The following is a 14,625-nucleotide window of genomic DNA, read 5'->3' on the forward strand; positions in this document are numbered from 1 at the left end:
ACAACTTGCGACATCATTTAGCGACATATTGAGTTGTCATGTCTTGCTAACTCGCCAGGGGGAGGCGTTATGAGTATCAGCAACACAGTAACCAAAGTTGAAGAGTTTGCATTTGACAATGCGTCAGTGAAGACCATTGATAACGAACTCGAAAAATCATCATCCACAGAAAGCAAAACGGCTGCGCGTGAAGAATTTGACGCGAGCAGTAAAAGCTTAGACGCAACTCAGTTGTATCTAGGTGAAATTGGCTTCTCACCTCTACTTACTGCCGAAGAAGAAGTGCTTTATGCTCGACGAGCTCTGCGTGGCGACGAAGCGGCACGTAAACGTATGATCGAAAGTAACCTACGTTTGGTGGTCAAGATCTCTCGTCGATATAGTAATCGCGGCCTAGCACTACTCGATCTGATTGAAGAAGGTAACCTTGGTTTGATCCGTGCGGTCGAGAAGTTCGATCCAGAGCGTGGTTTCCGCTTCTCTACTTATGCGACCTGGTGGATCCGACAAACGATCGAACGTGCGTTGATGAACCAAACTCGTACGATCCGTCTACCTATTCATGTCGTGAAAGAGCTAAACATTTATCTGCGTACTGCGCGTGAACTTTCTCAGAAGCTCGATCACGAACCTACCGCAGAAGAAATTGCTGCTCAGTTAGATATTCCAGTCGAAGATGTAAGCAAAATGCTACGTCTCAATGAGCGTATCAGTTCTGTCGACACGCCAATCGGTGGTGACGGTGAAAAAGCGCTGTTGGATATTATTCCCGACGCAAACAACTCCGATCCAGAAGTCTCGACTCAAGATGACGATATCAAATCATCGCTGATTCATTGGTTAGAAGAGTTGAATCCAAAACAAAAAGAAGTACTTGCACGACGTTTTGGTCTTCTAGGCTATGAGCCTTCGACGCTTGAAGAAGTTGGTCGAGAGATTGGTTTGACACGTGAGCGTGTACGTCAAATCCAAGTAGAAGGTTTACGTCGTCTTCGTGAGGTTTTAATCAAGCAAGGTTTGAATATGGAAAACTTATTTAACGTCGAAGATGATTAAATAATCCGTACTTCAGTAGATATGCAAAAGGCTATGGTTATCCATAGCCTTTTTTCTTTTGTGCTCGCTTAAGTGAATCGATTTAAAGCATCTTCTTCAAACGATACAACTCTTCAAGTGCTTGGCGTGGAGTCAAATCATCAGGATCAATACCAGATAAGGCTTGTTCGATCTCGCTAGGTTCTGGAATTAGACTCAATTGGTTAGCCACATCTACTGCACTTGGACGTGGTGCGTCACTGTTTTGCCCTAGTTGCTCTAGCTGAGATAGTTTGTTACGCGCATTTTTGATGACCGTTTTGGGTACGCCGGCTAAGCCCGCAACAGCTAGGCCGTAAGACTTACTTGCCGCACCTTCTTGAACTGCGTGCATAAAGGCAATGCTGTCACCATGTTCTACGGCATCCAAGTGAACGTTCGCTAAGTTTGGCAGTTGGTTTGGCAACTCTGTCAATTCGAAGTAGTGAGTTGCAAATAGTGTCATCGCACCAATTTGTGTTGCGAGCCATTCCGCACTTGCCCAAGCTAAAGATAGGCCATCGTAAGTACTGGTACCGCGACCGATTTCATCCATTAGCACTAAACTGTTTTTAGTTGCATTGTGCAGAATATTAGCGGTTTCCGTCATTTCTACCATGAAGGTCGAACGACCAGATGCAAGATCATCTGACGCTCCAATACGAGTAAATATACGATCTAAAGAACCAATTTGTGCAGATTCTGCAGGTACATAAGAGCCGATATGTGCCATCAATGCAATCAGCGCAGTTTGACGCATGTAAGTGGATTTACCACCCATGTTTGGACCGGTGATGATTAACATTTTACGTGCTGGGTTAAGCTCTATTGGGTTCGCGATGAACGGTTCTGTTGTTACTTGCTCTACGACTGGGTGACGACCCGCTTGAATGTGAATGCCAGCGTCTTTCACAAGCGTTGGTCGGCAGTAATCCAACGAATCTGCACGCTCTGCTAGGTTTTGTAGTACATCGAGTTGAGACAGAGCAGAAGCTAAATTCTGCAGCTTCTCCAGATTTGGCATCAATAGATCAAACAGTTCTTCCCACAGCTGCTTTTCAAGTGCCAGCGCTTTCGATTTCGAGTTAAGTACTTTGTCTTCGTGCTCTTTAAGCTCTGGGATGATATAGCGTTCGGCATTTTTTAGTGTTTGGCGACGTACATAGTGCGGTGGAACCAAATGGCTCTGGCCACGGCTCACTTGAATAAAGAAGCCATGTACGTTGTTGTAGCCGACTTTAAGCGTATCGATGCCGTGTCGTTCACGCTCATCTCGCTCAAGCTGCTCAAGGTATTCTGTTGCACCGTCTGCTAATTTGCGCCATTCATCGAGCTCGGCATTATAGCCTTCAGCGATCACACCACCATCACGAATAACAACTGGCGGATTTTCTTTAATTGCACGCTCTAACAGATCACATACTTCGTCAATCGGAGCTGCGTATTGCGCCAGTTTTGCTAGATATGGATGGGTCAAAGAAGCGGTTACAGATTCTAGCTCTGGTAGCTGCTGCATGGCATTGCGAAGTCTAGCCATATCGCGAGGGCGAGCAGAGCGCAGTGCAAGGCGTGCTAAGATACGTTCAATATCACCAATTTGTTTTAACGTTGGTTGAAGATCGGCAAACAGCGCTTGTTCTTTAATCTCACCAATCGCATCAAGACGATTGTTTAACGTTTCAATGCAACGCATAGGCTGATGTAACCAACGCTTCAGCATTCGGCTGCCCATCGGCGTCGCACAATGGTCGAGTACCGCAGCGAGCGTGTTATCGGTTCCGCCTGCTAGATTTTGAGTAATTTCCAGGTTGCGTCGGGTAGCGGCATCAAGGATGACGGATTGGTCCTGATGATCAAACGTTAAAGAGCGAATATGAGGTAAAGCCGTACGTTGTGTATCTTTCACATACTGGATCAAACAACCAGCAGCACATAACCCTAAGGACGCATGTTCTACGCCAAAACCAACCAGATCTTTGGTGCCAAACTGTTGATTGAGTTGTTGCTTAGCCGTATCAAGCTCAAATTCCCATACTGGGCGACGACGGTTACCGTTGCGGCTTGCCATTAAATGTACAGGTTCAAAATCTTCTGGGAATAGTAGCTCACGTGGTGCGGTACGCTGAAGCTCGGCTGTCATCGCTTCTTCGGTTTCTGGTTCTGTCAGTTGGAAGCGACCAGAAGTGACATCCAGCGTCGCATAACCGAACTTACCGTTGTGATGGTAAATGGCTGCGATTAAGTTATCGACACGCTCAGAAAGCAGTGCTTCATCCGTCACAGTACCTGGTGTCACGATACGTACAACTTTACGTTCTACCGGACCTTTGCTGGTGGCTGGATCGCCAATTTGTTCGCAGATTGCGACTGATTCACCAAGCTGAACAAGTTTTGCTAGATAGCCTTCTACTGCGTGAAATGGCACTCCCGCCATAGGAATAGGCTCTCCAGCTGACGAACCGCGCTTAGTTAGCGAAATATCAAGCAGTTGGGACGCTCGCTTTGCATCATCGTAAAAGAGTTCGTAGAAATCGCCCATGCGGTAGAACAGCAAAATCTCAGGGTTCTCAGCTTTTAGCTTGAGGTATTGCTGCATCATCGGAGTGTGTTTTTGTTCAGCTTTCACAGGTAAGTTCTTTTGTTTATTTCCGTAGCGGCTTAGGATACGTGAATCCCTATCAAGTAAAAAGAGACAAAGGGCATTTTGGCTATGGAAAAAACAACAAAATTGAGCGCAGATTTAGGCGCATTATTGGCAAAGCATGGTCATGTTTTAACGACGGCAGAATCGTGCACGGGTGGCGGTGTTGCGACCGCTATTACTGATATTGCAGGCAGCTCAGGTTGGTTAGATAGAGCTTTTGTCACTTACAGCAACGAAGCCAAAATGGAAATGCTGGGTGTGAGAGTGGAAACCTTAGAGGAACATGGTGCCGTGAGTGAGCCTGTTGTGCTTGAAATGGTGCAAGGTGCGCTTCAACACTCGAATGCCACTATTGGGGTTTCCATCAGTGGTGTTGCTGGACCGGGGGGAGGCACTGATGAAAAGCCGGTTGGAACCGTCTGCTTTGCTTTTGCGGATAAGCACGACTGGCTCTTTGTTGAGACCATGCATTTTTCTGGTGACAGGGCGGAAGTTCGTCAACAAGCGGTGATGCATGCATTGACTCGATTGCATCAACATTTAATTTAGAATTTCTTACACCGTCTTAGCCCAGAATTGATAAGGGCTAGAGCAAATCCTTAGAAGCAGTGAACTAAATTTTTTCTATACAGGTATAGACACTGTATGAATCAACAGTATAATAACTTTCATTGCTGAGCAGGTTAGCTGCTTAAGAAAAATGAATTACTATTCGTCGCCCAAAGAAGATGAATAAATCGGAGAAAGTAATGGACGAGAACAAACAGAAAGCGCTCGCCGCTGCGCTAGGTCAAATTGAAAAGCAATTCGGTAAAGGCTCTATCATGCGCCTTGGTGATAACCGAGCAATGGACGTAGAAACCATCTCAACAGGCTCTCTTTCTCTTGATATCGCTTTGGGTGCAGGTGGTCTGCCAATGGGTCGTATCGTAGAAGTCTACGGTCCAGAATCTTCAGGTAAAACAACACTAACGCTTGAGCTTATCGCTGCTGCGCAACGTGAAGGTAAAACTTGTGCGTTTATCGATGCAGAGCACGCTCTGGATCCTGTCTACGCGAAGAAACTTGGTGTTGATATCGATGCGCTCTTGGTTTCTCAGCCAGACACTGGTGAGCAAGCACTAGAGATTTGTGATGCACTAGCTCGCTCTGGCGCTATCGACGTAATGGTTGTTGACTCAGTTGCGGCGCTAACACCAAAAGCAGAAATTGAAGGCGAAATGGGCGACAGCCACATGGGTCTACAAGCACGTATGCTTTCTCAAGCGATGCGTAAGCTAACAGGTAACCTAAAACAGTCTAACTGTATGTGTATCTTCATCAACCAAATCCGTATGAAGATTGGTGTGATGTTCGGTAACCCAGAAACGACCACGGGTGGTAACGCACTTAAATTCTACGCTTCTGTTCGTCTTGATATTCGTCGTACTGGCGCAATCAAAGAAGGTGACGAAGTCGTTGGTAACGAAACGCGCATCAAAGTGGTTAAGAACAAGATTGCTGCACCGTTTAAAGAAGCCAATACGCAAATCATGTACGGCCAAGGCTTTAACCGCGAAGGTGAACTAGTAGATCTAGGCGTGAAGCACAAACTGGTTGAAAAGGCTGGTGCTTGGTACAGCTACCAAGGCGATAAGATTGGTCAAGGTAAAGCGAACGCGTGCAACTACCTACGTGAGCATCCTGAAGTAGCTAAAACTATCGATACTAAATTACGTGAAATGTTGTTAGCGCCAGCCCTTACGGAAGCTCCTGAAGCAGGCGAAGCGCCTGAGCAAGCTGAAGAGTTTTAATCCCTTCACAGATTAAAAAGTGATAAAGCCCTGCAATGCGGGGCTTTGTTGTATCTATTGACATCAAAAATCGAGTCATCACAAAGGCCATTGAGAGTCTGTACAGCAAAAATACCTTTAGGATCACCATGTACCAAAAGCGCCAGGCACCAACATTATCGAGCAAAGAGGCGGCTATCCAACTGCTTAGCCGTCGCGATCATGGTCAGTATGAGCTGTACCAAAAACTGTCGATGAAAGGCTATGAAGCATCAGACATCGAAATCGCGATTAATTTTTGCTTAGACCACAACTATTTAGATGATTTACGTTATGCGAAGAGCCAAATTAGGCAGCATGTATACAAAGGACATGGCGAGCGTCGAATTCGCCAAGAGTTAAACCAGAAACGTGTTGCGGAATCGGTGATTGAGCAAGCCATGGCTGAAGAACCACAAGACTGGTTTGAACTTGCTAAGCAGGCGGCAGAAAAGAAATTCAAAGGCGTCAAAGCCAAGGACCAAAAAGAATACGCAAAACAAGTCCGTTTTCTACAATACCGAGGCTACAGTTTCGACCAAATTAGCTATGCGCTTGCCTTTGAAGACCAAGATTAGCGTTGATCCAATTGCGCTGATTTTTGTTTTGCTTCAAATTTTTTCTTCTACTCCCTCTTTTCCTCAAGAAAACTAGTCTCAGCTGTTTGCATGATCTACAATACGGCAAAATTCTAACTCGACTATTTTCAGGAAGAGCTGCATGTACATGAGCACTGACGAGGTTCGTAACGCGTTCCTCAAGTTCTTTGAAAGCAAAGGACACCAAATCGTAGAAAGTTCATCGTTAGTTCCACATAACGACCCAACCCTGCTGTTCACAAACGCAGGTATGAACCAATTTAAAGATTGTTTCTTAGGCTTAGAAAAACGAGCCTATACTCGAGCGACTACGGCTCAACGTTGTGTACGTGCTGGTGGTAAACACAACGACCTGGAAAATGTTGGCTTTACCGCTCGTCACCACACATTCTTTGAAATGCTAGGCAACTTCAGCTTTGGCGACTATTTCAAAGAAGATGCGATTTCATTTGCTTGGGAATTCCTAACCGAAGTTCTTAAACTGCCTGCGGATCGTCTATTGGTAACCGTTTACGAAACCGATGACGAAGCATTCGACATCTGGAACAAAAAAGTTGGCGTGCCTGCTGATCGTATCGTGCGCATTGGTGACAAAGATGGTGGCAAGCCTTACGAGTCTGATAACTTCTGGCAAATGGGCGACACTGGTCCTTGTGGTCCATGTACTGAAATCTTCTACGATCACGGTGAACATATCTGGGGTGGTCGTCCTGGCACGCCTGAAGAAGACGGTGACCGTTTCATCGAGATCTGGAACAACGTATTCATGCAGTTCAACCGTCACGCAGACGGTACTATGGAACCGCTACCAAAACCATCGGTAGATACTGGTATGGGTATCGAGCGTATCTCTGCAATCATGCAAGGCGTTCACTCAAACTACGAAATCGATGTATTCCAAACTCTTATCAAAGCAGCGGCTGAAGTCATTGGTTATGAAGATCTATCGAACCAATCGCTACGCGTTATTGCTGACCACATCCGTTCATGTTCATTCTTGATTGTTGATGGTGTGATGCCTTCAAATGAAGGTCGTGGTTACGTACTACGTCGTATCATTCGTCGTGCCGTACGTCATGGTAACAAGCTAGGTGCACAAGGTGCATTCTTCTATAAGCTTGTTGGCGTATTAGCAGAAGTGATGGGTACAGCTGGCGAAGAGCTGAAGCGTCAACAAGCAGTGGTTGAAAAAGTGCTGCGTATCGAAGAAGAAAACTTCGGTCGTACACTTGAGCGCGGTATGGTAATTCTTAACGAAGCATTAGATAACCTAGATGGCAAAGTGCTAGACGGCGAAACGGTATTCAAGCTTTACGATACTTACGGCTTCCCAGCAGACCTCACTAACGACGTTGCACGTGAGCGTGAGTTCGCGATCGACGAAGAGGGTTTCGAAAAAGCGATGGAAGAGCAGCGTCAACGTGCGCGTGAAGCTGGTCAATTCGGTACAGATTATAACGCAGCAATCAAAGTTGATACGCAAACAGAATTCTGTGGTTACACAGGTACTAAAGGTTCTAGTTCAGTCGCTGCGATGTTTGTTGAAGGCAACGAAGTAGACTCACTATCTGCAGGCGACAAAGCCATCATCGTGCTTGGTGAAACGCCATTCTACGCAGAGTCAGGCGGTCAGTGTGGTGACGCGGGTGAAATCCGTACTGAATCTGGTGTATTCCGCGTTGAGGACACTCAAAAACTAGGTAACGCAATTGCACACCACGGTGTAATGGCAGAAGGCGTTCTAGCGAAAGGCGACGAAGTAGCAACTATCGTTGACGCAGAGCGTCGCGCAGCTATCTCTCTAAACCACTCAGCAACGCACTTGCTACACGCAGCACTACGCCAAGTTTTAGGTGAGCACGTAACGCAGAAAGGCTCATTGGTGAAGGCAGACAACCTACGTTTCGACTTCTCGCATCTAGAAGCCGTAACCGCAGCAGAGTTGAAAGAAGTTGAGCGCCTAGTTAACGCGCAAATCCGTCGTAACCACACGATTGAAACCAACGTGATGGATATTGAGTCTGCTAAGAAGAAAGGCGCAATGGCACTGTTTGGTGAGAAGTACGATGACGAAGTTCGCGTGCTATCTATGGGCGATTTCTCTACTGAGCTTTGTGGTGGTATTCACGCATCAAGCACGGGTGATATTGGTCTATTCAAAATCACATCAGAAAGCGGTATTGCAGCCGGTATTCGTCGTATTGAAGCGGTAACAGGCGAGGCGGCATTAGACGCTATTGAAGCTCAAAACGCGAAGTACGAAGAAAAACTGGCGGAATCGGCTCAAAAAGCCAAAGCACTAGAAAAAGAAGTGCAGAAGCTAAAAGATAAGATGGCGGCCGCAGAAAGCGCTAACATCATGGGCAAAGCGGTTGAAGTAAATGGCACAAAAGTTCTAGTTGCGGCTCTTGAAGGTGCTGATAGCAAGAACCTACGTACCATGGTTGATGACATCAAGAATCAAATGGGTTCTGGTGTTGTACTGCTTGCAAACGTAACGGGTGACAAGGTTGGCTTGATTGCTGGTGTGACTAAAGATCTCACTGGTAAAGTAAAAGCAGGTGATCTGGTTAAAATGGTTGCAGAGCAAGTCGGTGGTAAGGGCGGTGGTCGTCCAGACATGGCTCAAGCCGGTGGTACTGATGTTTCAGCACTACCAGAGGCAATCAAAACAGTTCAGCCTTGGCTAGAAGAGCGTTTATAAGCTCTTAACTAATAAAATTACGCTCAATCAAGTTTCTTTGATTGAGCGTAATTTTTTTAGCAACCAAGTGGTTTAATTGACCAAAAGTTAACCGAGTCATTTAAGCTGCTTGGTTTTTGTTGTAACTACTGCTTATATAATTTTTCTCAAAGGAAATATTTAAGATGTAAGCAGTTCTAAAGAGACTTCGGTCTTGGGAAGGTGAAGACTGGTGAAAAAGCCCCTTATCGTGCAAAAGTTTGGCGGAACCTCTGTGGGTTCAATTGAAAGAATCCACCAAGTCGCTGAACACATCATTAAGGCGAAAAATGATGGCAATCAAGTTGTTGTTGTCGTGTCTGCAATGTCAGGCGAAACAAACAGACTGATGGATCTCGCTAAACAGATAGATAGCGTACCTACAGCTCGAGAACTTGATGTTTTGCTCTCTGCTGGTGAGCAAGTGTCAATGGCACTGTTAGCCATGACTTTGAATAAAATGGGTCATGCTGCGCGCTCGCTTACCGGAGCACAGGCGAATATTGTGACGGATAATCAACACAATGACGCAACGATTAAACACATTGATACCACGACAATTATGGGATTGCTTGAGCAAGACCAAATCGTGATTGTTGCGGGCTTTCAAGGTGTGAATGAGAATGGGGATATCACCACATTAGGTCGAGGTGGCTCAGATACGAGCGCTGTGGCACTGGCGGGCGCATTGCGCGCTGACGAGTGTCAAATCTTTACCGACGTTGATGGTATTTATACTTGTGACCCACGTGTAGTGAAAAATGCGCGCAAATTGGCGGTTATCGATTTTCCTTCAATGGAAGCGATGGCAAGCCGAGGCGCAAAAGTATTACATTTACCTTCAGTGCAATTTGCATGGAAGAATAATGTGCCACTACGCGTGCTTTCGACATTTGATGTTAATGAAGGCAGTTTGGTAAAGGGGGAGTCAGGCAATCAAGCCGTCTCTGGTATAGCCATTCAACGTGACCTTGCCATTATCGAAGTCGATAAAGAACATTTATCTAGTGCTACAAAACAATGTCAGATGCTGGGTATAGACATTTGGAATGTGATCGAGGAAGCAGAACGGGCAGGTATCATGATAAAACAAGATGCATGTGCCAAGTTCGATCTGGTGTTCAGCGACAAAATCCGTAATAGTGAAGTGGTAAGCCTGTTGACCGCAGTGGGGCTTGAGGCCAATGGAATGGTAGAGCACGCATGCGATTTGTTGGCAAAGCGAGATATTGAGATCAATTTCAGCGCAACGAATGCACTCACTATGATGCTAGTTTTAGCACCCGAATGTGTGGATACAGCAGCAAACATTCTGCATGATGCTTACATTACGTCTAGTGAAGCATTAAACATTCAACAAAAACATGCCTTTTTAGGCTGATTTTCGCTAACAAGGTAGTTTACGAAAATATAACTTTTGTTGGATAATAGCTTTGTAGCAAGAAAATTTAGAGATTACTCAAGGAGCAAAGAATGCTAATTTTGACTCGCCGCGTAGGCGAAACACTGATGATTGGTGATGAAGTGACTGTAACTGTACTAGGTGTGAAAGGTAACCAAGTACGTATCGGCGTTAACGCTCCGAAAGAGGTTTCAGTTCACCGTGAAGAAATCTACATGCGCATTCAAGCTGAAAAAGGCAATGGCAACGTTGCTTCAGGTAACTACTAAGTCGCTCCTGTTTACAGAGCTTAGTTTGAATGAAAAAGGCTAACCGAAGGGTTGGCCTTTTTAGTCTTTAATGTTTTTGAAGATTTGCGGAAACCATTGTGTTGAGTGTGGCTGTGAATCCGTCAATATTGTTGAATCGAACACCAGGAAGTTGTTTGAAAATAAATGTCTTTTTTTCAGAGAAGACTCTCTTTTTTTCATCATAATAGAGTGGTAAAGTTCGTTTAATAGTCACTTTGATTAAATCAGCAACGGTTAAGTCAGTTTCGTGGATTTTTTCAAAGAAAGTGTTTGACATATTTTCGGTAAAACGTAATATGTGCCTCCGCAAGACGGTGAGGTGGCCGAGAGGCTGAAGGCGCTCCCCTGCTAAGGGAGTATACGGTTTATCCCGTATCGAGGGTTCGAATCCCTCCCTCACCGCCATTCTTGCAACGTTGATAAATCAACAAAAAAGTGCGTCCTTAGCTCAGCTGGATAGAGTACCTGGCTACGAACCAGGCGGTCGGAGGTTCGAATCCTCCAGGACGCGCCATATCTCTTCTGAGATATAACAATGAAAACGGTGAGGTGGCCGAGAGGCTGAAGGCGCTCCCCTGCTAAGGGAGTATACGGTTTATCCCGTATCGAGGGTTCGAATCCCTCCTTCACCGCCATTCATTGACTGGCCCGATGGCCTTTTTTTTGTTTCGTAAGAAATGAATGTGATTTGCTTCACAACTTCCTAGCAAGAAGATCTGCGCGTCCTTAGCTCAGCTGGATAGAGTACCTGGCTACGAACCAGGCGGTCGGAGGTTCGAATCCTCCAGGACGCGCCACTATTTAATAATTCGTTTGATAAACGGGTTATACAAAGTAAAATAAGATTATTGCGCGTCCTTAGCTCAGCTGGATAGAGTACCTGGCTACGAACCAGGCGGTCGGAGGTTCGAATCCTCCAGGACGCGCCACTTATTTAAGGGTATTGCCCTGATATTGATGAAAGTCGATATCAAAAACTGCGCGTCCTTAGCTCAGCTGGATAGAGTACCTGGCTACGAACCAGGCGGTCGGAGGTTCGAATCCTCCAGGACGCGCCACTTATTGAAGGGTATTGCCCTGATATTGATGAAAGTCGATATCGAAAACTGCGCGTCCTTAGCTCAGCTGGATAGAGTACCTGGCTACGAACCAGGCGGTCGGAGGTTCGAATCCTCCAGGACGCGCCACTTATTAAAGGGTATTGCCCTTATATTGATGACAGTCGATATCGAAAACTTGCGCGTCCTTAGCTCAGCTGGATAGAGTACCTGGCTACGAACCAGGCGGTCGGAGGTTCGAATCCTCCAGGACGCGCCACTTATTAAAGGGTATTGCCCTGATATTGATGAAAGTTGATATCGAAAACTGCGCGTCCTTAGCTCAGCTGGATAGAGTACCTGGCTACGAACCAGGCGGTCGGAGGTTCGAATCCTCCAGGACGCGCCATTTACTGAAAAAGCCTCGCAATTGCGAGGCTTTTTTGTATCTGGACATCTAGAACTATAACCTGAGTCGTTAGAGGCGATGCCCTTCTTTTCCAAAAGCGAATATGTGCTTATCTAAGCAATTTGGAATAAAGTTTCTGCTGTAGTTTGTGAATCCATCCTTACTATCTCTCCTGTATATTGATTTCCGTTTCTTTCACTTCAATTGTTTAAATGTAACTTCTTTGTTTTTTATTTGTTTATTAATTGTTATTAAATGACATCCTTTTGTTTTTATTGGCTTTTATGTGTAAATCTCGATTTGGTTTTGAAATCCAAATCGCAGTTTTTATTTATGTCCTCCTTTACTCTGTTCGTAAGGAGATAGCAGATTCGCAGTAATTATTTTGTCATGAACTGTGATCTGGGTAGTGAATAAATAATCATTTATCAGGATTATTACAAACCTTCCTTAAACAAAATTGACAAAATTTAACCAATCGAGATAATCCATTGGTCGGGATTTGACGCTATTAAAGTCCTGCACGTTGTCAGGATGACAAAGAAAGGAAGCAACATGACTAATATAGGAAGCCTGCTAGTAGATGCGGCCACCCTGATGCTAACGGGGATGGCGGTCGTATTTATTTTCCTCACTATTCTTGTTTATCTCGTTCGGCTAATGTCGAAATTGGTACCAGAAGAAGTACCAGAGCCGATCGCAGCACCAAAAACAAATACTAATATTCAATCAACCTCTTCAGCTGTTAGTCCACAAGTAGTGGCGGCGATCTCGGCTGCGATTCATAAACATCGCGCCTCATTCGCGAAGTAGCCGAACCAGGATTAAAAAGGAGTTTAAGAGCATGTCTAAACCACTAGCTATTACAGATGTGGTCCTTCGTGATGCCCATCAATCACTATTTGCTACGCGTATGCGTATTGAGGATATGCTGCCTATCGCAGCTGAGTTGGATAAGGTTGGTTACTGGTCTCTAGAGACTTGGGGTGGCGCAACGTTTGATTCTTGTATTCGATTCTTAGGGGAAGACCCTTGGGAGCGTTTACGTGAGCTGAAAAAAGCGATGCCTAATACGCCAATGCAAATGCTACTGCGTGGTCAAAACCTTTTAGGATACCGCCATTATGCCGACGACGTAGTAGAGAAGTTCGTTGAACGCGCACATGCTAACGGTATGGACGTATTCCGTATCTTTGATGCAATGAATGACGTGCGAAACTTCCAGAAGGCTGTTAAAGCAACGGTCGATGTTGGCGCACATGCTCAAGGTACGCTGTCTTACACAACAAGCCCTGTGCATAACGCAGACACTTGGGTTGACTTGGCAAAACGCCTAGAGGATTTAGGTTGTCATTCACTGTGTATTAAAGATATGTCTGGCTTACTCAAGCCTTATGAAGCGGAAGAGCTTATCACGCGTATCAAAGCGTCTTGTGATGTGCCATTAGCACTTCATTGTCACGCGACGACAGGCTTGTCTACTGCGACAGCGGTAAAAGCAGTTGAAGCTGGTATTGATATTCTCGATACAGCGATTTCTTCAATGAGTTGTACCTATGGCCACACGCCGACGGAAACGGTAGTCGCGATGCTAGAAGGAACCGAGCGAGATACGAATTTGAAGCTCGAGCAACTAGAACCTATCGCCGCGTATTTCCGTGAAGTACGTAAGAAGTACGCGAAGTGGGAAGGTCAGTTGAAAGGTGTAGACTCTCGCATCCTGATTGCTCAAGTGCCTGGCGGCATGCTGACCAACATGGAAGGCCAGCTGAAAGAACAGGGCGCGGCGGATCGCATTGATGAAGTCTTAGAAGAGATCCCTCGTGTACGCGAAGATCTTGGTTTCATTCCATTGGTGACTCCAACTTCGCAGATCGTCGGAACGCAAGCGGTGATTAACGTGCTTACTGGCGAACGCTATAAGAGCATCACTAAGGAAACCGCTGGTCTATTGAAAGGCGAATACGGTCAAGCGCCAGCCGAGTTAAATACAGAGCTGCAAGCTAAAGTACTTGATGGCAAAGAGCCTATTACTTGTCGTCCTGCCGATTTGCTTGAGCCTGAAATGGAGACGCTTACTGTTGATCTGATGGAGAAAGCGAAATCAGAGGGTATTAAGCTAGCAAGTGAGCGTGTTGATGATGTACTTACTTATGCGCTTTTCCCTCAAGTTGGTCTCAAGTTCCTTAAGAATCGTGAAAACCCAGAAGCATTTGAACCTGCACCAACGCTAGAAGCCGAGAAGCCTGCCGTACCTGCGGCGCAACCAGCAACTGGCGGCGTAGAAACTTATAGCGTACGTGTTGACGGACAGGTGTATGAGGTGGAAGTTGGTCCTCAAGGCGAGCTAACCTCTGTCGCTCCTTCTGCGGCGCCTGCAAAATCGACGGCACCTAGCGCTCCTTCTAGCGCTTCTGCTGAAGCGGTGCCTGCTCCTCTTGCCGGTAACATCTTTAAAGTGAATGTTCAGCCTGGTGCTGAAGTGGCTGAAGGCGATGTACTACTCATCCTTGAAGCAATGAAGATGGAAACAGAAGTGCGTGCGGCGCGTGGTGGTGTTGTCCAAGAGTTGAACGTTAAAGAAGGCGATGCTGTCACAGTAGGTGCGCCTCTGCTGAGCCTGGCGTAAGGGAGTAT

10 protein-coding genes and 9 tRNA genes are annotated in these 14,625 nt (G+C 45.9%); 18 read left to right on the top strand and 1 reads right to left on the bottom strand.

Translation table 11 applies throughout. The annotated features are described in order from the left end of the window. The first annotated feature begins 69 nt into the window (after window positions 1-69). Entirely contained in the window at window positions 70-1,056 is a 987-nt protein-coding gene (gene rpoS / locus NL644_RS08710; RefSeq protein WP_005393877.1) for an RNA polymerase sigma factor RpoS, read from the top strand. A gap of 82 nt (window positions 1,057-1,138) precedes the next feature. Here the strand turns inward: rpoS and mutS are convergent, their stop codons facing one another. Then, window positions 1,139-3,700: a DNA mismatch repair protein MutS gene (mutS, locus tag NL644_RS08715; protein WP_006743294.1), complete on the bottom strand. Its 2,562-nt coding sequence runs from the start codon at window positions 3,698-3,700 to the stop codon at window positions 1,139-1,141. Window positions 3,701-3,784: 84 nt separating this feature from the next. Between mutS and pncC the strand changes: the two genes are divergently transcribed. The 17 genes from pncC to oadA all read left to right on the top strand — a co-directional run bounded on the left by pncC (window position 3,785) and on the right by oadA (window position 14,617). Beyond that, the gene (pncC, locus tag NL644_RS08720) at window positions 3,785-4,267 is read left to right on the top strand and encodes a nicotinamide-nucleotide amidase (protein ID WP_046875089.1); all 483 of its coding nucleotides are present in this window, start codon (window positions 3,785-3,787) and stop codon (window positions 4,265-4,267) included. Window positions 4,268-4,467: 200 nt separating this feature from the next. Next, window positions 4,468-5,511 carry a recombinase RecA gene (recA, locus tag NL644_RS08725; RefSeq protein ID WP_114323629.1) on the top strand — a complete coding sequence of 348 codons (1,044 nt, stop codon included), beginning with the start codon at window positions 4,468-4,470 and terminating at the stop codon, window positions 5,509-5,511. A gap of 128 nt (window positions 5,512-5,639) precedes the next feature. After that, complete coding sequence (recX, locus tag NL644_RS08730) at window positions 5,640-6,107, top strand: recombination regulator RecX (RefSeq protein WP_048625980.1); 468 nt, start codon at window positions 5,640-5,642, stop codon at window positions 6,105-6,107. Between the two features lie 142 nt (window positions 6,108-6,249). Further along, window positions 6,250-8,832 carry an alanine--tRNA ligase gene (gene alaS, locus NL644_RS08735; protein ID WP_253658319.1) on the top strand — a complete coding sequence of 861 codons (2,583 nt, stop codon included), beginning with the start codon at window positions 6,250-6,252 and terminating at the stop codon, window positions 8,830-8,832. Between the two features lie 211 nt (window positions 8,833-9,043). Continuing rightward, a complete protein-coding gene (locus NL644_RS08740) occupies window positions 9,044-10,231 on the top strand; it encodes an aspartate kinase (RefSeq protein WP_005393869.1) in 1,188 nt (395 codons plus the stop codon). Window positions 10,232-10,323: 92 nt separating this feature from the next. Continuing rightward, a complete protein-coding gene (csrA, locus tag NL644_RS08745; protein ID WP_004415691.1) occupies window positions 10,324-10,521 on the top strand; it encodes a carbon storage regulator CsrA in 198 nt (65 codons plus the stop codon). 334 nt (window positions 10,522-10,855) lie between these two features. Continuing rightward, window positions 10,856-10,947, top strand: a tRNA-Ser gene (locus NL644_RS08750). A 32-nt stretch (window positions 10,948-10,979) separates the two neighbouring features. Beyond that, window positions 10,980-11,056, top strand: a tRNA-Arg gene (locus tag NL644_RS08755). A gap of 29 nt (window positions 11,057-11,085) precedes the next feature. Continuing rightward, window positions 11,086-11,177 (top strand) — tRNA-Ser (locus NL644_RS08760). Window positions 11,178-11,262: 85 nt separating this feature from the next. Further along, window positions 11,263-11,339: transfer RNA gene (locus tag NL644_RS08765), tRNA-Arg, on the top strand. Between the two features lie 55 nt (window positions 11,340-11,394). Continuing rightward, window positions 11,395-11,471: transfer RNA gene (locus NL644_RS08770), tRNA-Arg, on the top strand. 52 nt (window positions 11,472-11,523) lie between these two features. Continuing rightward, a tRNA-Arg gene (locus NL644_RS08775) sits at window positions 11,524-11,600 on the top strand. A 52-nt stretch (window positions 11,601-11,652) separates the two neighbouring features. Further along, window positions 11,653-11,729: transfer RNA gene (locus tag NL644_RS08780), tRNA-Arg, on the top strand. A gap of 53 nt (window positions 11,730-11,782) precedes the next feature. Next, a tRNA-Arg gene (locus NL644_RS08785) sits at window positions 11,783-11,859 on the top strand. A 52-nt stretch (window positions 11,860-11,911) separates the two neighbouring features. Continuing rightward, window positions 11,912-11,988 (top strand) — tRNA-Arg (locus tag NL644_RS08790). Between the two features lie 555 nt (window positions 11,989-12,543). Beyond that, window positions 12,544-12,801, top strand: coding sequence for an oxaloacetate decarboxylase subunit gamma (locus tag NL644_RS08795; RefSeq protein WP_005379932.1), 258 nt, complete (start codon window positions 12,544-12,546; stop codon window positions 12,799-12,801). 31 nt (window positions 12,802-12,832) lie between these two features. Continuing rightward, window positions 12,833-14,617: a sodium-extruding oxaloacetate decarboxylase subunit alpha gene (gene oadA / locus NL644_RS08800; RefSeq protein WP_253658320.1), complete on the top strand. Its 1,785-nt coding sequence runs from the start codon at window positions 12,833-12,835 to the stop codon at window positions 14,615-14,617. The last annotated feature ends 8 nt before the right edge of the window (window positions 14,618-14,625 follow it).

Origin of the sequence: Vibrio sp. Y10_XG_PY6 (assembly GCF_024181795.1) — a bacterium.
Lineage (GTDB): Bacteria > Pseudomonadota > Gammaproteobacteria > Enterobacterales > Vibrionaceae > Vibrio > Vibrio diabolicus.